A 20,608-nucleotide genomic window follows, 5' to 3' on the forward strand; every position below is an offset into this window, starting at 1 on the left:
ACGCATTATCGTTGAGGCATAAAAAAACCGCGCCGTAGCGCGGTTTTTTAAGCGATCCGGAAGGATTACTTGTTGGCGCGAGTGCCAACCACTTCGATTTCCACGCGGCGATTCTTCGCGCGGCCTTCGGCGGTCTTGTTGTCAGCAACTGGCTGTTTCTCGCCCTTGCCTTCAGTGTAGACACGGTTTTTCTCGATGCCCTTGGACACGAGATATGCCTTGACGGCTTCCGAACGGCGAACCGACAGCTTCTGGTTGTAAGCATCGCTACCAACGGAGTCGGTGTGACCCACGGCAATGATGACTTCCAGGTTGATGTCCTTGATCTTGCCGACCAGGTCATCCAGCTTGGCTTTGCCTTCTGGCTTGATCACTGACTTGTTGAAGTCAAAGAAAGCATCAGCAGCGTAGGTAACTTTCGTTGCGGCAGGAGGAGCAGCCGGAGCAGCAGCAGGTGCTGCAGCAGCAGGAGCAGCGGCAGCCGGAGCAGCAGGAGCCATCGCAGGGGCAATTGCGCCATCGCAGCCAGGCGCTGCAGTAGCAGGCGTCCAATAAGCGTCACGCCAGCACAGTTCGTTGGTACCGTTTTTCCAGACCAGTTCGTTGGAACCGTTTTTCCAGTTGTCGATAGTTTGTGCACCAGCGGCGGTAACAAGCGCTGCGGAAGCAAACAACATTGCCACTTTGTTGAGTTTCTTCATGGTTCTCCTCTAGAGAAAAGCCGCAGACTGGCTGCGATTAGTAATTTACACGCCGTGAGTGACCATCACTCAAAGCGTTACATCGATTGTGCCACACCTGCCTGAACCTTCAAGCACGCTATCGGCTTCGTCTGACACAGACTTAAGATTCTTCAGCATTTGTTGCTGTCCCGCCACAGGCCATCGCTTTGAACTCCGGCCTTAAAATCAGCGGTTTCCTTCAAGAATCTCGAAATCCCAACCAGGCCGCTCATGACCCAGTTCGCTAAAGAAACCCTGCCCATCAGTCTTGAAGAGGAAATGCGGCGAAGCTACCTCGATTACGCGATGAGTGTGATCGTGGGGCGGGCCCTGCCTGATGCTAGGGACGGCCTCAAGCCGGTACACCGGCGCGTGCTTTTTGCCATGCACGAACTGAACAACGACTGGAACCGCCCTTACAAAAAGTCAGCGCGTATCGTCGGCGACGTGATCGGCAAGTACCATCCGCACGGCGACCAGTCAGTCTACGACACCATTGTGCGGATGGCCCAGGATTTTTCCTTGCGCCACCTGCTGGTTGACGGTCAGGGGAATTTCGGCTCTGTCGATGGCGACAACGCCGCGGCCATGCGCTACACCGAAATTCGCCTGTCGAAAATTGCCCATGAGCTGCTCGCCGACCTTGACAAGGAAACCGTCGATTTCGGCCCCAACTACGACGGCAGCGAGCAGGAACCTCTGGTCATGCCGACCCGCTTGCCGAACCTGCTGGTCAACGGGTCGGGCGGCATTGCGGTGGGGATGGCGACCAACATTCCGCCCCACAACCTCAATGAAGTGGTCGATGCGTGCCTTCACATGCTGAAGAACCCGGGGGCCTCCATTGACGAATTGATGGAGATCGTGCCTGCGCCGGACTTCCCCACGGGCGGCATTATTTACGGCATCAACGGCGTCAAGGACGGCTACCGCACCGGCCGCGGCAAGGTGGTCATGCGTGCCAAGTGCCACTTCGAGGACATCGACAAGGGCCAACGCCAGTCCATCATCGTCGACGAACTCCCCTACCAGGTCAACAAAAAGACGCTTCAGGAGCGCATGGCCGAGCTGGTGCACGAGAAGAAAATCGAAGGCATCAGCCATATCCAGGATGAGAGCGACAAGTCGGGCATGCGCCTGGTAATTGAACTCAAGCGCGGCGAAGTGCCCGAAGTGGTGCTGAACAACCTGTACAAGCAGACCCAGCTACAGGACACCTTCGGCATCAATATGGTGGCGCTGGTCAATGGCCAGCCCAAGCTTTGCAACCTGAAGGACCTGATCCAGGTTTTCCTGTCGCATCGCCGTGAAGTCGTGACGCGCCGTACCGTGTTCACGCTGCGAAAGGCACGGGAGCGCGGACACGTGCTGGAAGGCCTGGCAGTGGCCCTGGCCAATATTGACGACTTCATCGCCATCATCCGAAATGCCCCCACGCCTCCCGTCGCCAAGGCCGAGTTGATGCTGCGCCCCTGGGACAGCAGCCTGGTGCGCGAAATGCTGACCCGCACGCGCGCCGATGGCGGCGTGGTCAACGCCGATGACTACCGCCCCGACGGCCTCGAGAAGATGTTTGGCATGGGCAACGACGGGCTGTACCGCCTCTCGGAAACACAGGCACAGGAAATCCTGCAGATGCGCCTGCAACGCCTGACCGGCCTGGAGCAGGACAAGATCGTGGCTGAGTACAAGGAAGTCATGGCTGAGATCGATGACTTGCTCGACATCCTGGCAAAACCGGAACGGGTTTCCATCATCATTGGCGAAGAACTGTCGGCCATCAAGCTGGAATTCGGCCAGACAAAGCTCGGCGCCCGCCGTAGCCAGATCGAACACAGCTCGTTTGATCTCAGTACCGAAGACCTGATCACCCCCACCGACATGGTGGTGACACTTTCCCACACCGGCTACATCAAGAGCCAGCCGCTGTCTGAATACCGGGCGCAAAAGCGCGGCGGCCGCGGCAAGTTGGCCACTGCCACCAAGGAAGACGACTGGGTTGACCAGCTCTTCATCGCCAACACGCACGATTACATCCTGTGCTTTTCCAACCGCGGCCGGCTCTACTGGCTCAAGGTATGGGAAGTTCCCGCCGGTTCGCGCGGCTCGCGCGGGCGTCCCATCGTCAACATGTTCCCCTTGCAGGAGGGCGAAAAAATCACCGTCGTCCTGCCTCTGACAGGCGAAAAGCGCAGCTTCCCGGCTGATCAATACGTCTTCATGGCCACCTCCATGGGCACCGTGAAGAAAACCGCCCTCGACGAGTTCAACAATCCGCGTAAGGCCGGCATCATCGCGGTCGACCTTGACGCAGGCGACTACCTGATTGGTGCGTCGCTGACCGACGGCAAGCACGACGTGATGCTGTTCAGCGACGGTGGCAAGGCCGTGCGCTTCGATGAGAACGACGTGCGTCCCATGGGCCGCAATGCACGCGGCGTGCGCGGCATGATGCTCGAAGACGGCCAGGGCGTGATCGCCATGCTGGTTGCCGAAGACGAGCAGCAAAGTGTGCTGACAGCCACCCAGAACGGATATGGCAAACGTACGTCCATCACCGAATACACGCGTCACGGCCGCGGCACCAAGGGCATGATCGCCATCCAGCAGAGCGAGCGCAACGGCAAGGTGGTTGCGGCCACACTGGTTCACGTGGACGATGAAATCATGCTGATCACCGACAAGGGCGTGCTGGTCCGCACGCGCGTCAGCGAAATCCGCGAAATGGGAAGGGCTACACAGGGTGTTACGCTCATCGGCCTTGATGAAGGTTCACAATTAAGCGGCCTTCAGCGCATCGTTGAAAACGATGCCACGCTGGATGAACCCGATACTGAAACCGGTACCGGCACAGACACCCCCAACATCGAAAGTACCTGATGAAAAACATCCTTACCGCTATCACGATCGCTGCCATGGCCTGCGGCGCCACAGCTGTTCACGCGCAAGCGGCAGATCCGAAAACAGAGCTGGCCAAAAAAGTGGTCGCGCTGCAGCAAGGGCCGGAGCTTGACCGGCTGGTGAACCAGCTTGCGGGCACCACGGCGCAGGAACTCATTGTTAAATGGGCTCCAAAAATGGAGGCAAATGTTCCCAAAGCCAAGCAGCCAAAAGCGTCTGAGGAACTTAACGCCGAACTCAAGAAATATGCCGATGATGCGAGCCAGCTGATCAGCAAACAGGTTAGCAAAGTCAGCGCCGAATCGCTGGTACCAGCGTATGCAGAACGGTTCACACAGGAAGAACTCCAGCAGCTTGCTGCTTTTTTTGAATCTCCTGCCGTCAAGAAATACCAGTCTACGGCGCCCGAGCTGGGCAATGTCTTTGTACAGAAGCTGGTAGAAGCCTCGCGTGCCGACGTCCTCGCACGTGCCAAGCAGTTCGACGACGTGGCGCTGAAGATCATTGGCACCGGCCCCGCGCCGGGAGCAAGCAAGCCGCCCGCCAAGAAATGACCCGCCCTTTCAATTTTTCCGCTGGCCCGGCGAACTTACCCGAAGAGGTTTTGCGGCAGGCGGCGGGCGAAATGCTGGACTGGCACGGCAGCGGCATGAGCGTGATGGAGATGAGTCACCGCGGAAAGGAGTTCATTTCCATTTATGAAAACGCGGAGGCTGATTTTCGTGAGCTGATGGCCATTCCGGCCCACTTCAAGATCCTGTTCATGCAGGGCGGCGGACTTGCCGAAAATGCCATTGTTCCCCTTAATGTCTCGCAGGGTCGTTCGGCCGATTTCGTGGTAACAGGCAGCTGGAGTGAAAAATCGCAAAAAGAAGCACGCAAGTATTGCGATGTCCAGATCGCTGCGAGCAATGCAGACAACGGGCACACGCTGCTACCACCTCCGTCCGGCTGGAAGCTGCGGCCGGACGCAAGCTACGTCCACCTGTGCACCAATGAAACCATCCACGGTGTGGAGTTTCATAGCCTTCCAGACCTTAAGGCCCTGGGAAGCGATGCGCCACTGGTTATCGATTTTTCCTCTCATGTAGCATCGCGGCCGGTTGACTGGTCCCTCGTTGGCCTGGCATTTGGAGGTGCACAAAAAAACCTGGGGCCTGCAGGTGTCACGCTGGTGGTCATCCGGGAAGACCTGCTTGGCCGTGCGCTGGCGATTTGCCCCAGCGCCTTTGACTACAAGACCGTAGCGGACAACCAGTCCATGTACAACACGCCCCCCACGTATGCAATCTACATTGCCGGCCTTACCTTCGCGTGGCTCAAGCGCCAGCAAGAAGGCGCCGTTACCGGCATTGCCGCAATGGAAGCGCGCAACAAAACCAAGGCGCAGCTTCTGTATGAAGCCATTGACGGCTCGCAGTTTTATCTCAACAAGGTCGACAAAAACTGCCGGTCCCGGATGAACGTTCCATTTTTCTTGCGGGACGAATCACGGAATGACGCGTTTCTCTCAGGTGCCAAGGCACGGGGCTTGCTTCAGCTCAAGGGTCACAAGTCAGTGGGAGGGCTGCGCGCCAGCATTTACAACGCCATGCCGCTGGCCGGTGTCCAGGCACTGGTGGAGTACATGCGAGAATTCGAACAAAAACACGCCTAGGATGAAATGTTTTCTCGCCCCCGTTATGCTTCGCAGCCCAAGCGGGCTTTCTGCGCTCCCCGTACGGTCGGGCGGTCTCTGACATGACCACCCATCTTGCAGATTTGCGCGTACAGATTGATGCACTGGACCGAGAACTGCTCGCCCTGCTGAATCGCCGCGCCCAAGTCGCGGAGCAGGTAGGCGAAGTGAAGAAGCGCGAGGGTACGCCCTTCTTCCGCCCGGATCGCGTTGCCCAGGTCATTGAGCAGATCCAGCAAGCCAATCAAGGGCCGCTCAAAAACGAACATGTTGCTGCCGTATGGCGTGAAATCATGTCGGCTTGCCTGGCACTGGAATCTCCGGTGCGTGTGGCGTACCTCGGTCCGGCCGGCACTTTCAGCGAGCAGGCGGCGCTGCAGTTTTTTGGCGCCAGCATCGAGCACGTTCCCTGTGTCAGCATCGACGAGGTTTTTCGTGCAACGGCTGCCGGCAGCGCCAGCTACGGCGTTGTGCCGGTCGAAAACTCGACCGAGGGCGTCGTGTCCCGATCTCTAGACCTGTTTCTGAACTCCCCGCTGCATATCGTCGGCGAGATCAGCCTGATGGTGCGCCACAACCTCCTGCGGCTTTCCGAGTCCCTGGAAGGTATCGAAGCCGTGTATGCACACCCCCAGGCCCTGGCTCAATGCCAGGGCTGGTTGACCACGCACCTGCCCAATGTGGAGCGCCGGGCAGCCTCCAGCAATGCGGAAGGCGCACGCCTTGCCTCCACCAACCCTGCATGGGCCGGCATTGCCAGTGACCGGGCCGCCACCCAGTTTGGCCTGTATACGGCCGCCCACGCCATTCAGGACGACGCGTTTAACCGCACGCGCTTTGCTGTGGTGTGCCTGCCGCAAACTCTGCCCTCCCCGCCCGTCTCCGGCAAAGACTGTGTCAGCCTGGTGGTTTCCGTACCCAACCGCCCCGGCGCCGTCCACGACATCCTGATGCCGTTGAAAGCTCATGGCGTCTCCATGACCCGCTTTGAATCGCGCCCGGCACGCTCTGGCCAGTGGGAATATTATTTTTATATCGATTTGCAAGGCCACCCGTCGCAGAACCACGTCAAGGCGGCACTGGCTGACTTGCAACAAATGTGTGCCTTTTACAAGGTTCTCGGAACCTATCCTGTCAGCGATTAATGCACGAACTCACAAAACCCCTGGTACCACGACATGTTTGAACAATTAGGTCTCATTGGATGCGGCCTGATGGGCGGTTCTTTTGCGCTGGCCCTCAAGCGCGCCGGCCTGGTCAAACGCGTGGTGGGCTATAGCAAGTCGCCTTCTACGACTGAGCGCGCACGCCAGATGGGTGTCATTGACGTAGAGGCACCTTCCGCCCTGCTGGCGGTCTCGGGGGCTGACATTGTTTTGCTGGCGGTGCCGGTTTCTGCAACCGAAGCCACCTTCAAGGCGATCCGCCACCTTGTTGGCCCAAACACCCTGATCATGGATGTCGGCTCCACCAAGCGCGACGTGGTCGATGCCGCACGACGGGTCCTGCAGGGCAACGTCGGCTCTTTCGTCCCCTGCCATCCCATTACCGGCAAAGAGGTGTCGGGTGTCGAGCACGCCGATGTAGACCTCTACAACGGAAAGCAGGTCATCCTGACGCCCATAGAACGGACTTTCACGGTCCAGCTGCAAAAAGCCACCGATGTGTGGACCGCCATGGGCTGCCATGTCCTCAAGATGTCACCGCAGGCACATGACGCTGCGTACGCCGCAGTCAGCCATCTGCCCCACCTGATCGCCTTTGCACTGATCAACGGCATTACCGGACAGGAGCACGGGAAGGACTACATGTCCCTGGCCGGGCCCGGCTTTCGCGACTTCACACGCATCGCTGCGAGCGATCCGAAAATGTGGCGCGACATCCTGATTGCCAACCGCGAAGAGTTGCTGGCGCAGTCCAAGATCTTTCAGCAGACCCTGCAGTCCCTCGAAGTACTCATTTCGAGCAGCAACGGCGACGGCCTGGAAGCGCTCATTGAGCAAGCCAGCGAGACGCGCGCCAACTGGCGCATCTCCTCCCAAAAATCGCATAAATAAACCTGCGATTCATGTTCGACATCGAGTTCCTGGACATCCCGCCCCTCAGTGGAGCGGGAGGCACTGTCCGCCTGCCCGGATCCAAAAGCATTTCCAATCGCGTCTTGTTGCTGGCTGCCCTGAGCCGCGGGGAAACCACAGTTCACGATCTCCTGGCGTCTGACGACACCGCCGTGATGCTGACGGCGCTCAGGCAGCTTGGCTGCGAAGTAAAACAAGAGGGCAGCACCGCGATGATCACCGGCCTTGGCGGCCGCAACGTCCACACACCGGTCAAGCTGTTTCTGGGCAATGCCGGTACGGCCATGCGTCCATTGACGGCCGCTCTGGCCTTGCTGGGCGGGGAATTTGAGCTGTCGGGCGTGGCCCGTATGCACGAAAGGCCTATCGGCGACCTGGTGGATGCCCTCCGGCAGCTGGGCTGCTCAATCGACTACCTGGGAAATGAAGGTTTTCCGCCCCTGCGCCTGCGTTCCGGCCAATTGAACCTGAAAGACCCCATCCGGGTGCGCGGAGATGTTTCCAGCCAGTTCCTGACCGCCCTGCTGATGGCTCTGCCCATTGTGGCTGTTGACGACATCTGCATTGAGGTCGTGGGGGAGCTGATTTCACGGCCCTACATTGAAATCACGCTCAAGCTGCTCAAACGTTTCGGCATTGACGTGCAGCGCAAAGGGTGGGAGCAGTTCGTCATCCCCGCCGGCAGCCGCTACCAGTCGCCCGGAGAAATCCACGTTGAAGGCGACGCCTCCTCTGCTAGCTATTTCATAGCGCTTGGCGCAATAGCATCGGGCGCTGCAGGCCAAAATGGCATAGAAGTTTTGGGGGTCGGGGCAGACTCCATTCAGGGCGACATCCGTTTCGTGGAGGCCGCACGAATGATGGGCGCGCAAATCGACAGCACGCCCAATTCATTGCGCATCTCGCGCGGTGCGTGGCCGCTCAAGGCGATTGATCTGGACTGCAACCATATTCCCGATGCCGCGATGACGCTGGCCGTGATGGCGCTGTACGCCGAGGGATGCACCACCTTGCGCAACATCGCCAGCTGGCGCGTCAAGGAAACCGACCGCATCGCCGCGATGGCCTGCGAGTTGCAAAAGCTCGGCGCCACGGTGGAAGAAGGAGCGGATTACCTCAAAATCACTCCGCCCCTGCCCGGCGAATGGAAAACCGCACCCATTCACACCTACGACGACCACCGCGTGGCCATGTGTTTTTCGCTGGCCGCTTTCAACCCGGCCCGGTTGCCCATCCGGATTCTTGACCCCAAATGTGTCGGCAAAACATTTCCGGACTACTTCGAGGCCCTGTTCATGGCGGTCAAAGCAGATGTCAACCATATTCCGGTGATTTGCGTCGATGGCCCCACCGCCTCGGGCAAGGGTACCCTGGCAGCCTTGACGGCCCAACGACTCGGCTACCACTATCTTGACTCCGGCGCCTTGTACCGCTTGAGCGCATTTGCCGCCCTGCGTGCCGACGTTTCGCTCGACGACGGGGCGGCTGTCGCCCAAGTCGCCAGTACCATGCCGGTTCGTTTTCAGGGCGACCGGATTTTCCTCGGGGCGGAAGATGTGTCAGAAGCCATCCGCTCCGAAGCTGCCGGGATGGCCGCTTCCCGGGTCTCAGCTCATCCCCAGGTTCGCGCCGCACTGCTGACCCTACAACACAGTTTCCGGCGGTTGCCCGGGCTGGTAGCAGACGGGCGGGACATGGGAACCGTCATTTTTCCCGATGCGCCGCTCAAAATCTTCCTGACGGCCAGCGCCCGGCACCGCGCTGAACGACGGCATAAGCAGTTGATTTCAAAGGGAAATTCAGCTATAATCAGCGAGATTCAGCAAGATTTAGAGGCACGTGACGCCCGTGATTCATCGCGAAAAGCCGCCCCTTTGAAGCCTGCTGATGACGCCCGTCCCCTGGACAATTCCTATCTGTCGATTGAAAAATCGGTTGATCATGTGATTGACTGGTGGCAAGGCACCCGGCCCTTCTGACCCCCGACGCGCACCCTGCGCTTGGTCAGCAGGTTCATTAACGTAACCCGCAGCCTTATTCAACGTCTGGCCGCAAGCAACCGCCGCAAGCAGCTATAAAAACAATAGCAATTCCGCTATTGGAACCCTGTTGTGTGGATGAGGAAAATCATGTCTGAATCTTTTGCCGATCTATTTAACGAATCGCTCCAGCGCTCTGAAATGCGCACCGGTGAAGTCATCACCGCTGAAGTCGTTCGCATCGACCACAACCACGTCGTCGTCAACGCCGGACTGAAGTCCGAGGCCTATGTGCCGCTCGAAGAATTCAAGAACGACCAGGGTGAACTCGAAGTCCAGGTCGGCGACTTTGTCTCCGTGGCCATCGACTCCGTCGAAAACGGCTATGGCGACACCCTGCTGTCCCGCGACAAGGCCAAGCGCCTGGCTTCGTGGATGAGCCTGGAAAAAGCCCTGGAATCCGGCGAATTCGTCACCGGCCAGACCAGCGGCAAGGTCAAGGGCGGCCTCACCGTCCTCGTCAACGGCATCCGCGCCTTCCTGCCCGGCTCGCTCATCGACACCCGCCCCATCAAGGACTTGTCTCCGTACGAGAACAAGACCATGGAATTCAAGGTCATCAAGCTGGACCGCAAGCGCAACAACGTCGTGTTGTCACGCCGTGCCGTGGTCGAAGCCAGCATGGGCGAAGAACGCGCCAAGCTGATGGAAACCCTGAAAGAAGGCTCCTCCGTCAAGGGCGTCGTCAAGAACATCACCGAATACGGTGCGTTCGTTGACCTGGGCGGCATTGACGGCCTGCTGCACATCACCGACATGGCATGGCGCCGCGTGCGTCACCCAAGCGAAGTGGTGACGGCTGGCCAGGAAATCGTGGCCAAGATCCTGAAGTTCGACACCGAAAAGAACCGTGTCTCGCTGGGTCTGAAACAGATGGGTGACGACCCATGGATGGGCGTGAACCGCCGTTATCCACAAGGCACGCGCCTGTTCGGCAAGATCACCAACATCGCCGACTACGGCGCATTTGTTGAACTCGAGCCAGGTATCGAAGGCCTGGTCCACGTGTCCGAAATGGACTGGACCAACAAGAATGTGGCACCGAGCAAGCTCGTGGCACTGGGCGACGAAGTCGAAGTCATGGTCCTCGAGATCGACGAAGACAAGCGCCGTATCAGCCTGGGCATGAAGCAGTGCAAGGCCAACCCATGGCAAGAATTTGCACAGGAAACCAAGCGCGGCGACCGTGTCAAGGGCCCGATCAAGTCGATCACCGACTTCGGCGTCTTTGTGGGCCTGGCTGCCGGCATCGACGGCCTCGTGCACCTGTCCGACCTCTCGTGGAACGAACCCGGCGAAGCCGCCGTTCGCAACTACAAAAAGGGCCAGGAAGTCGAAGCGATCGTTCTTGCAGTCGACGTCGACCGCGAGCGCATCTCCCTGGGCATCAAGCAGCTGGATTCCGATCCGTTCACCACGTTCGTGTCGATCAACGACAAGGGCGCGATTGTGACCGGCAAGGTCAAGACTGTTGATGCCAAGGGCGCTGAAATCGATCTCGGCGAAGACATCATCGGCTACCTGCGCGCCAGCGAAATCAGCCGTGACCGTGTCGAAGACGCGCGCAACGTGCTGAAAGAAGGCGACGAAGTGTCCGCAGTTGTGGTGAATGTGGATCGCAAGACCCGCAACATCCAGCTGTCGGTCAAAGCCAAGGACAACGCTGACCAGCAGGAAGCCATGGCAACCCTGAGCCAGCAGTCTTCGCGTGAAAGCGCCGGCCTGACCAACCTTGGCGCCCTGTTGCGCGCCAAGCTGGACAACAACGAAAAGTAAGGCGACCGTGCAGCGGTGTGATGCGCCCCCGGCGGGTTGCATCGCTGTACAGCTACTTTATCCATGACCCGAAGCGATCTTGTCGAAGAACTGGCAGCCCGATTCAGCCAGCTGACGCACCGCGACGCCGAATATGCCGTCAAGACGATTCTTGATGCCATGAGCGACGCGTTGGTGCGCGGCCACCGGATCGAAATCAGGGGATTTGGCAGTTTTTCCATCAACCGCCGCCCGCCTCGCATGGGCCGCAATCCGCGTTCCGGTGAAAGCGTGGCCATCCCCGAAAAACGGGTGCCCCATTTCAAGCCGGGCAAGGCGTTGCGGGAAGCGGTGGATGCCCGTACCCAGGAGCTCCTGGCGGTCACGGATCCGAAGTAAGGTCTTGCTGTTTTCCCCCGGTGGTCTGGCTACAATCGCGAGACCACCACGGGGGATGACCAAGTGAAATACCTCATGTGGCTGCTCAAGGCAGCCATTTTTTTTACGCTGTTTGCTTTTGCACTGAATAACCAGCAAACGGTTTCGGTGAATTTTTTCTTTGGCACGATGTGGCGAGCACCTCTGGTGCTGGTTGTCCTGAGTGTCTTCGCCTGCGGACTGGCGCTCGGTATTCTTGTCATGATGCCGCGCTGGTGGAAAAAGCGCAGATCGGCCAAATATGCCTCCTCCACCATGGGCCCCCACACCGTGACCGAAGACCCCTCCACGCTCCACCATGGAATTTGATTTCACCTGGGTCCTGCTCGGGTTTCCGATCGCCTTTACCCTGGGCTGGCTGGCTTCGCGACTGGATTTGCGGCAACTGCGTATCGAAAACCGCCAGGCACCCAAAGCCTACTTCAAGGGCCTGAATTTTCTGCTCAATGAGCAGCAGGACCAGGCCATTGATGCCTTTATCGAAGCCGTACAGAACGACCCCGACACGTCCGAGCTTCACTTCGCCCTGGGTAACCTGTTCCGCCGCCGCGGTGAATACGAACGCGCCGTGCGGGTGCACGAACACCTGATGTCGCGCGGCGACCTGACGCAACCGGAACGCGACCGCGCCCAGCATGCACTGGCCCTGGATTTCCTCAAGGCCGGCCTGCTCGACCGTGCCGAAATCGCACTGCGCAAACTGGAGGGAACGCCGTTCGAGGAAGAGGCCCGGCTTGCATTGCTGTCCATTTATGAACGTTCGCGCGATTGGCCTAACGCGACCGAAATCGCCGCCAGACTGGGCACCTCCAGTCATGGCAGCTTCAGTGCCCGGCAGGCGCATTACCTCTGCGAGCAGGCCATTGCGTCCGCGGCGGCAGGCGACACCAGCCAGGCCCTGGAGACATTGCAGCAGGCTGTGGCCATGGCCCCGGTGTCGGCCCGCCCGCTGATTGACCTGGCCAAACTGCAGCACCAGCTCGGCAAGCCACAGGACGCTTTGCACACATTGCAAAAGCTGGAAGGCCTGGCGCCGCAAGGCCTGCCGCTTGCCGCCGGCTTGATTGCCAATATCGCCCAGGCAAGCGGCCAGGAAGCCGCCGCACTGGAATTGCTGAAGACCAGTTACGCCAACGCACCGTCCATCGACGTGGTTGAAGCCATCGTCAAACTGGAAAAAGACCCTGCGTCGGCACGCCAGTGGTATGCCAGGCACATGGAACGCCAGGCGTCCCTGGTCGCCGCCGGCAAGTGGATAGAAGGGGAAAAACTCCAGGATGAGCATCACCACGCCTTGGTGCAGCGCTCGCTGGGTCAGGCAACCAAGCCCTTGATGCGCTATCGTTGTGCCGCGTGCGGCTTTGAAGCCACGCAGCACTTCTGGCACTGCCCCGGCTGCCAGGCCTGGGACAGCTACCCGACCCGCCGGATAGAAGAACTATGAACACCCCCGTGGAGAGTTACGGCACACCCCGTGGAGGCTTCGCCTCCTCCCCCTTGCAGGGGCAACAGCTGTGGCCCGGCAAAGCCGGTTCCACGCTATTCCTAGCTTGAATACAGACATTCATGACCACTATCCCCACACTATCCGCAGAACGAATCGCCAAGGCCCGTGTCCTCGTGGTGGGCGATGCCATGCTCGACCGGTACTGGTACGGCGCGGTAGACCGCATCTCGCCTGAGGCCCCGGTGCCCGTGGTACGTGTCACGCGCACCGAAGAGCGCATAGGCGCCGCTGCCAACGTGGCCTACAACATCGTCACGCTGGGCGCGCAAGCCTCGCTGCTGACCGTAGTGGGTGACGATGAGGCCAGCCACCAATTGGAGGCGCTGGTCGAAAAAACCGGCATCGCCCCTTACTTTGGCCGCGATGCACGGCTCAAAACAACGGTCAAGCTGCGCGTCATTGGCCGCCAGCAACAGCTGATCCGGCTCGACTTCGAGAACACACCGGAAAACGAGGTGCTCGCCTCCCAGTCCGCCACATTTGAAAAACTGCACACGCAGCACGACGCAGTGCTTTTTTCCGACTACGGCAAGGGCGGCCTCGCACATATCGTGCTGATGATCGCCCAGGCGCGCGCTGCCGGCAAGGTGGTGCTGGTCGACCCCAAGGGGGCGGACTACGCGCGCTACAAAAACGCCAGCATCATTACGCCGAATCGCGCCGAGCTCGAGCACGTGATCGGTACCTGGAGCGACGAAGCCGAGCTTCGCACCAAAGCCCACAACCTGCGCACCGCACTCAATCTTGATGCCCTGCTGCTGACACGTAGCGAAGAAGGCATGACACTGTTTGACGCCCAGGGTGAGTTGAATGTACCGGCCGTGGCACGTGAGGTGTTCGACGTCACCGGCGCCGGCGATACGGTGATCGCCACACTGGCTGCCATGGCGGCCACGGGCATGAGCCTTCGTGATGCGGTGCCTATTGCCAACCGTGCCGGCGGCATCGTGGTTGGCAAATTTGGTACCGCAACGGTCAGTTACGACGAGCTTTTTGCTGCGCATTGAATTGCGGCCCAAGTTAAAGGAATCATCATGAAAATAGTTGTGACGGGCGCGGCCGGCTTTATCGGCAGCAATATCATCAAGGGCCTCAACGCCCGCGGTATCGACGACATCATCGCCGTCGACGACCTGACCGAGGGCGACAAGTTTCGCAACCTGGCCAGCCTGCAGATAGCCGACTATGTGGATGCCGACGATTTTTACGACCTGTTTGCCGAAGGCGCTTATGGCCAGGTCGAAGCGGTATTCCATGAAGGGGCCTGCAGCGACACCATGGAGCCCGACGGCAAGTACATGATGGACAACAACTACACGCTGTCGTGCGAGTTGTTTCATGCCTGCCAGGACCAGGGCACGCGACTGTTGTACGCCTCCTCGGCCGCCACCTACGGCGGGTCCGACACATTCAGGGAGTCGCCGGAGTTCGAGCGGCCGCTCAACGTCTACGGCTATTCCAAGCTGCTCTTTGACCAGCGCCTGCGGCGTGAACTCGGCAACCGGTTTGAAGGCGCAGCCACCCAGGTTGCGGGCTTTCGCTACTTCAATGTCTACGGCCCCCACGAACAGCACAAGGGCCGTATGGCCAGCGTGGCCTTTCACCAGTTCAACCAGTTCCAGGCGGAAGGCAAAGTCAAGCTGTTTGGTGAATACGGCGGCTACGGCGCCGGCGGCCAGATGCGCGACTTCGTCTTCATCGACGATGTGGTGGCCGTGAACCTCTGGTTTTTTGACCATCCAGAACAATCCGGCATTTTCAACCTCGGCACCGGAAAGGCCCAGCCCTTCAACGATGTCGCGCTCGCCGTCGTGAACACCTTGCGCAAAGGGCAGGATGCCGCGGCGCTGAGCCTGGAAGATGCCGTGCGCGGCGGACTCATCGACTACATCACCTTCCCGCCGGCACTGGTGGGTAAATACCAAAGCTACACGCAGGCCGACCTCGGCGCCCTGCGTGCCGCTGGGTGCGACCATGTTTTTGCTGATGTGAAAGCGGGTGTAACTGCTTACATGCAGTGGCTGGGCAAGAATCGCTGAAGCCTGGGGTTCCCCAACCCAATCGCGCCAGGCAGGTCAACGCGGTGTGAAACCGGGCCGTTATAAACACAGCATTCTTATTCACAGGATGCATAACGCGCTTCGTCACTCACCATTGAGGAGATTTCCATGTTCAAGAAAGTACTGGCGTTTTTCGCCGCCATGTCTCTCGTTGCAGCCTTTGCTGCGGTCGACGTCAACAAAGCCACAGAGGCCGAACTCGACGGCATCAAACACATCGGCCCCGTCACCTCCAAGCTGATCATCTCCGAGCGCAAGAAAAGCGAGTTCAAAAACTGGGATGACTTCATCACCCGCGTCAAAGGCGTTGGAGACAAACGCGCAGCCGAGTTCTCCGCCGCGGGGCTGACCGTTGGCGGTGCCGCCTATACCGGCCCGGCCGCCGCAGATGCCAAGGCAAAAACCAAGGCCGAAGCCAAAGCGGATGCCAAAGCCAGCAAGAAGGCCGACAAGCCGGTCACTGAAAAGGCCAAAGACGCAGCCATCGCCACCAAGGATGCAGTCAAGGGCGCGGCTATCGCGACCAAAGACGCCGTGGTGGAATCGGCCAAAGATGCCAAAGAGGCGGTAACGTCCAAAAAAGACGCCAAGAAAGACGCCAAAAAAGAAACCAAGACCGAAGTCAAGGTTGAGGCAGCCAAGCCTGCCGCAAGCGCTGCCAAGAAGTAATTGGCCCGCACCCATAAAAAACCCGCTCATAGCGGGTTTTTTTATGTTCATTTTGGCTTCCAACCCTTTAGGGTCGGGCGCAAGCAGCTATCTATTTCATAGCAATTTAAAGACCTCTACACCAGCGCAATCAGGTCCGTCACTCCCACCCCTGCACCAGCCTGCGTGACCAGTGTCGTCACTTGCCCTCTATGGTGTGTCTGGTGGTTGAAAAAATGCGTGAGGGCCTTCCAGACCCCGTGTTCGCGCTGCACCCCTTTCGAGTTGGCGTAGCGCATGGTCATGGCCGGGTAAGCCTCAGGCATGTCGGCAGCCCACTGCTCGATGGCACCATCGAGCTGCTGCCGTTTGGCTTTCAGCCCGGCCCAGTCTTCGTAGAGCACCATGTCCAGTGTGTAGGCCTGCGGCATGTCCAGCACTTCAGCGCCCAGCGACGTGAAACGGATTCCGTTCTCATTACCGCACTGTGCAAAGCGCCTGAGCCAGACCTGGTCGGCCAGGACAAGATGGCCCAGCGTGTGATGGATCGAGCCGAAAAAGGCACCGCGCTCACGCTTGCGCTCCTCATCCGACAGGGTTTCACAGGCGTCATACAGCCGTTCATTCATCCAGCGGTTGTATTGAGCCAGAAGTCGGTAGTTGTCGGAAAATGCACCGGTCATACATGCTCCTGAATTGATAGCTGCTCGCGCCCGTATTGATTGGCCCAGGGCCGGATTTCATTTGAAATTACGGCATTCCGCACCCCTAAAAGCCTGCCTGGCCCCGTCACAAGGTGCGCTGGCTCCACTGCAGATTTTCCACTGTCCTGGCGATGGCCGATCGTTGCCATGCAAAAAAAGATAGTGCTAAACGGGAGGGAGGTCCAGTTTACGGCGCGTCCGCGAAGCACAGCGTCGAGCCGTTTGCAGGTACTAAAGCCAGCCCCAAGTGTTACGGGCGGCTGAGCAGATGACTTCGCGAATGACGATCAGGCGCACGCGTGAACGGGCAGGCGCTTTACCCACCCGTCACAGCTGCGCGGTCGCTCCGCTTGGGAAGCAGGCCGGCATACACCGGCCCGTGATTGGCATCAAGCTTTCCCGAAGCCGCCGCCGCCCGGCGTATGGATTTCAAAAATATCACCGGGCTGCATCTCGGCCTGCCCGATATGGCCCAGTGTTTCGATCTGGCCTTGCGCCCGAACCACAACGTTTTGCCCGACCTGCCCGGCTTGACCGCCGGCCATGCCAAAGGCGCCATGTTTGCGCCCGTTCGACAGGATGCTGGCCGTCATGGCTTCCAGGAAGCGGACACGGCGCACACCGCCGTTGCCGCCCTGCCACCGGCCCGCGCCGCCGGAACCCTGGCGAATCTCGTAGCTTTCCAGCCGCACCGGGAAGCGGAATTCCAGTACCTCCGGGTCGGTCAGCCGCGAATTGGTCATATGCGCCTGCACAACAGAGGTGCCATCAAAACCCGACACCAGCTTGCCCGCATCATCCAGCTTTCCGCCGGCACCCGACCCACCCGAAATGGTTTCGTAGTACTGGTGACGGGCATTGCCGAACGTGAAGTTGTTCATCGTGCACTGGCCGGCTGCCATCACACCCAGTGCGCCGTAAAGCGCATTGGTGATGCAGGTGGACGTTTCCACATTACCCGCCACCACCGAAGCCGGCGGGTTCGGGTTGAGCATGGAGCCCGGTGGGATGATGACCTTGAGCGGCTTCAGGCAGCCGGCGTTCAGCGGGATGTCGTCGTCAACCAGCGTGCGGAACACATACAACACTGCGGCCATGCACACCGCCGTCGGCGCGTTGAAGTTATTGGTCTGCTGCGGCGATGTGCCGGTGAAGTCGATCTCGGCGCTGCGCCCTTTGACGTCAACGCGAATGGACACCTTGATCTGGGCGCCGTTGTCCAGCGGCAAGGTGAACTCGCCATTCTTGAGGCGCGTGATCACGCGGCGCACCGACTCCTCGGCGTTATCCTGCACATGGCGCATATAAGCCAGCACCACCTCCAGGCTGAAGGTGTCCACCATCTTGCGCAGCTCCTGCACGCCCTTTTCATTGGCGGCGATCTGCGCTTTCAGGTCGGCCATATTCTGCTGCGGGTTACGGCTCGGGTATTTGCCGCTTTTGAGCAGCGCAATCATTTCGGCCTCGCGCAGCACGCCGCGTTCCACCAGTTTGACGTTGTTGATCTGCACGCCCTCTTCTTCAATCAATGTCGAGAACGGCGGCATGGAGCCGGGCGTGGTGCCGCCGATGTCGGCATGGTGTCCGCGCGAACCGACATAAAACGTCGGCTGTGTGGCCGCACCAAGGTAGACCGGTGTGATAACGGTGATGTCGGGCAGGTGCGTGCCGCCATGGTAAGGGTCGTTCAGCACGTACACATCGCCAGGCTGCATCTTTCCGGCGTTCTCGCGAATCACCGTCTTGATGCTTTCGCCCATGGAACCCAGATGCACCGGCATGTGCGGCGCATTGGCGATCAGGTTGCCTTCGGTGTCAAACAGCGCGCAGCTGAAGTCCAGGCGTTCCTTGATGTTGACCGAGTAAGCGGTGTTCTGCAGCTGCAGGCCCATCTGCTCGGCAATGTTCATGAAGAGGTTGTTGAAGACCTCCAGCAGCACCGGATCTACCGTGGTGCCCGCCGCAAATTTCACGGCACGTTCAGCCCGGCGGTCGAGCACCAGGTGGTCCAGCGCCGTCAGCGCGGCTTCCCAGCCCGGTTCCACGACCGTGGTGGCGTTCTTCTCGGCAATGATGGCCGGCCCCGAGATGATGTCGCCCGGCCGCAGGTCTTCACGCACGACCAGCGCGGCGTCGTGCCACTGGCCGCCCGAGTACATGCGCACGGTTTCGCGGCGAGATACTTCGCGCGGCTCATGCGTGGTGTGGCGCGGCTCGGCAGGCGCGTCGCCCGCCACCACGGACTCTACCGACACGGCCTCAACCACCAGGCCCTTGCCCTGCATCAGGAAGGCAAATCGCTGGCGGTAAGCCGCTTCAAAGCCGGACTCGATCTCGTCCAGCGTACCAAAGGGCACGATCAACGCCGAGTCACTGCCTTCATAACGCACATGCACGCGGTGATGCGTAGTGATGCTGCCGGTGCTGACCTGCTGGCGCTGCAGCTCGGCCTCTGCCGTTGCAGCGAGCGAGTTGAGCTTGTCGGCAATTTCCGGAAGCACGGCGGCCGAGAGCTTGAGCTCCACCGCCTGCTCACGAATCACATTCTGGTCGGCCAGGCCCATGCCATAGGCGCTCAGCACACCCGCCAGCGGATGCACAAACACCTTGGTCATGCCCAGCGCATCAGCCACCAGGCAAGCGTGCTGCCCACCCGCACCGCCAAAGCATTGCAGCGTGTAGCGTGTCACGTCATAGCCGCGTGCCACTGAAATTTTCTTGATGGCGTTGGCCATCTGCTGGACCGCGATGTTGATGAAACCTTCAGCCACCACCTCGGCACTGCGCCCGGTCTGCCCGGCCAGTTCGTTGAACTGGGCCTCTACCGCTTCGTAACTCAACGGCTCATCGGCATTGGGACCAAATACTTTCGGAAAGTAGCGCGGCTGCACCTTGCCGACCATCACGTTGGCATCGGTCACCGCCAGGCGGCCACCGCGCCGGTAACTGGCGGGGCCTGGGTTGGCGCCTGCGCTCTGTGGACCAACCCGGAAGCGCTCGCCGTCAAACTTGAGGATGGAGCCGCCGCCCGCCGCCACGGTGTGGATACTCATCATGGGTGCCCGCATGCGCACACCGGCGACCTGGGTCTCGAATTCGCGCTCGAACTCCCCGGCGTAATGCGACACGTCGGTGGAGGTGCCGCCCATGTCAAAGCCTATGACCTTGGCATGCCCGGCGATTGCGGCCGTGCGGGCCATGCCCACAATGCCGCCCGCCGGGCCGCTCAGAATGGCGTCCTTGCCCTGAAATACGTGCGCATCGGTCAACCCACCGGAAGACTGCATGAAAAAGAGGCGCACGCCCGGCATCTCACTGGCGACCTGCTCCACATAACGGCGCAGGATGGGGGAGAGGTAGGCGTCCACCACCGTGGTGTCGCCACGGCTCACAAACTTCATCATCGGGCTGGTTTCATGCGAGGTGCTGATCTGGGTAAAACCCACCTCGGCCGCGATGCGTTTGGCGGCTTTTTCGTGCTCCGTGAACCGGTAACCATGCATAAAAACAATCGCAAGGCTTCGCAGCCCTTTCTGGTACTGCGCAAGCAGCTCCTTTTTTAATAGCACTTCGTCGAGCGCCTGAAGCACCTCGCCCTGCGCGCCCACACGTTCCTGGGCCTCCACCACCGCGCTGTAAAGCAATTCGGGCAGCACGATGTGGCGGTCAAACAGCCGGGGGCGGTTTTGGTAGGCAATGCGCAGCGCATCCCTAAAGCCGCGCGTGGTCACCAGCAATGTCGGCTCACCCTTGCGCTCCAGCAGTGCATTGGTCGCCACGGTGGTGCCCATCTTCACGCAGTCCACCACGTCGGCGCGTATCGGTTCGCCCGTTTTCAGGCCCAACAGGTGGCGGATGCCGGCCACCGCTGCATCGCGGTACTGCTCCGGGTTTTCCGACAGCAGCTTGTGCGTGACCAGCGAACCATTGGGCTTCTTGGCCACGATGTCCGTGAAAGTGCCGCCGCGGTCTATCCAGAATTGCCAACGGTCGCCGCCCGGTTTTGAAGTGGTGTCTTGCATGGTTTTTAATTTCAAAGTTAACGTGTTCTTTGCTGATCTTGATGGATCTTGCTGCT

At 59.7% G+C, this 20,608-nt stretch carries 16 protein-coding genes; 13 read left to right on the plus strand and 3 right to left on the minus strand.

Annotated features, from left to right (window positions below):
• Nucleotides 1–65: 65 nt before the first annotated feature.
• Nucleotides 66–701: an outer membrane protein OmpA gene (gene ompA / locus AC1D11_RS09895; protein WP_477646285.1), complete on the minus strand. Its 636-nt coding sequence runs from the start codon at nucleotides 699–701 to the stop codon at nucleotides 66–68.
• Nucleotides 702–953: 252 nt separating this feature from the next.
• On the opposite strand from ompA, the gene gyrA reads away from it, so the two are divergent.
• From gyrA to AC1D11_RS09960, 13 genes are all read left to right on the plus strand, one after another.
• Nucleotides 954–3,602, plus strand: a complete 2,649-nt coding sequence (gene gyrA / locus AC1D11_RS09900) for a DNA gyrase subunit A (protein ID WP_477646286.1) — start codon at nucleotides 954–956, stop codon at nucleotides 3,600–3,602.
• Nucleotides 3,602–4,177 (plus strand): DUF2059 domain-containing protein, encoded by a 576-nt coding sequence (locus tag AC1D11_RS09905; protein ID WP_477646287.1) that lies wholly within the window; start codon nucleotides 3,602–3,604, stop codon nucleotides 4,175–4,177. Before gyrA ends, AC1D11_RS09905 begins: the two co-directional genes overlap by 1 nt.
• Nucleotides 4,174–5,280, plus strand: coding sequence for a 3-phosphoserine/phosphohydroxythreonine transaminase (gene serC / locus AC1D11_RS09910; protein ID WP_477646288.1), 1,107 nt, complete (start codon nucleotides 4,174–4,176; stop codon nucleotides 5,278–5,280). The genes AC1D11_RS09905 and serC overlap by 4 nt, the downstream gene beginning before the upstream one ends.
• An 83-nt stretch (nucleotides 5,281–5,363) precedes the next feature.
• Nucleotides 5,364–6,446, plus strand: coding sequence for a prephenate dehydratase (gene pheA / locus AC1D11_RS09915; protein WP_477646289.1), 1,083 nt, complete (start codon nucleotides 5,364–5,366; stop codon nucleotides 6,444–6,446).
• A 33-nt stretch (nucleotides 6,447–6,479) separates the two neighbouring features.
• Complete coding sequence (locus AC1D11_RS09920) at nucleotides 6,480–7,358, plus strand: prephenate dehydrogenase (protein ID WP_457280056.1); 879 nt, start codon at nucleotides 6,480–6,482, stop codon at nucleotides 7,356–7,358.
• Between the two features lie 11 nt (nucleotides 7,359–7,369).
• Entirely contained in the window at nucleotides 7,370–9,358 is a 1,989-nt protein-coding gene (locus tag AC1D11_RS09925) for a bifunctional 3-phosphoshikimate 1-carboxyvinyltransferase/cytidylate kinase (RefSeq protein WP_477646290.1), read from the plus strand.
• A 150-nt stretch (nucleotides 9,359–9,508) separates the two neighbouring features.
• Entirely contained in the window at nucleotides 9,509–11,194 is a 1,686-nt protein-coding gene (gene rpsA, locus AC1D11_RS09930) for a 30S ribosomal protein S1 (RefSeq protein ID WP_457280054.1), read from the plus strand.
• A 63-nt stretch (nucleotides 11,195–11,257) separates the two neighbouring features.
• The gene (locus AC1D11_RS09935) at nucleotides 11,258–11,572 is read left to right on the plus strand and encodes an integration host factor subunit beta (protein ID WP_348043247.1); all 315 of its coding nucleotides are present in this window, start codon (nucleotides 11,258–11,260) and stop codon (nucleotides 11,570–11,572) included.
• A gap of 63 nt (nucleotides 11,573–11,635) precedes the next feature.
• Nucleotides 11,636–11,920 carry a LapA family protein gene (locus AC1D11_RS09940; RefSeq protein WP_457280053.1) on the plus strand — a complete coding sequence of 95 codons (285 nt, stop codon included), beginning with the start codon at nucleotides 11,636–11,638 and terminating at the stop codon, nucleotides 11,918–11,920.
• Entirely contained in the window at nucleotides 11,910–13,055 is a 1,146-nt protein-coding gene (gene lapB, locus AC1D11_RS09945) for a lipopolysaccharide assembly protein LapB (RefSeq protein WP_477646292.1), read from the plus strand. The genes AC1D11_RS09940 and lapB overlap by 11 nt, the downstream gene beginning before the upstream one ends.
• Nucleotides 13,056–13,177: 122 nt before the next feature.
• Entirely contained in the window at nucleotides 13,178–14,125 is a 948-nt protein-coding gene (gene rfaE1, locus AC1D11_RS09950; RefSeq protein WP_477646293.1) for a D-glycero-beta-D-manno-heptose-7-phosphate kinase, read from the plus strand.
• A gap of 27 nt (nucleotides 14,126–14,152) precedes the next feature.
• A complete protein-coding gene (gene rfaD / locus AC1D11_RS09955) occupies nucleotides 14,153–15,157 on the plus strand; it encodes an ADP-glyceromanno-heptose 6-epimerase (RefSeq protein WP_477646294.1) in 1,005 nt (334 codons plus the stop codon).
• 129 nt (nucleotides 15,158–15,286) lie between these two features.
• Nucleotides 15,287–15,847, plus strand: a complete 561-nt coding sequence (locus AC1D11_RS09960) for a ComEA family DNA-binding protein (protein WP_477646295.1) — start codon at nucleotides 15,287–15,289, stop codon at nucleotides 15,845–15,847.
• Nucleotides 15,848–15,963: 116 nt separating this feature from the next.
• On the opposite strand, the gene AC1D11_RS09965 is transcribed toward AC1D11_RS09960, so the two are convergent.
• Both AC1D11_RS09965 and AC1D11_RS09970 read right to left on the minus strand, forming a co-directional pair.
• Complete coding sequence (locus tag AC1D11_RS09965) at nucleotides 15,964–16,509, minus strand: DinB family protein (RefSeq protein WP_477646296.1); 546 nt, start codon at nucleotides 16,507–16,509, stop codon at nucleotides 15,964–15,966.
• A 410-nt stretch (nucleotides 16,510–16,919) separates the two neighbouring features.
• Nucleotides 16,920–20,552, minus strand: a complete 3,633-nt coding sequence (locus AC1D11_RS09970) for a hydantoinase B/oxoprolinase family protein (protein WP_477646297.1) — start codon at nucleotides 20,550–20,552, stop codon at nucleotides 16,920–16,922.
• Nucleotides 20,553–20,608: the final 56 nt, after the last annotated feature.

It is taken from the genome of Polaromonas sp. P1_E11, from assembly GCF_056405995.1.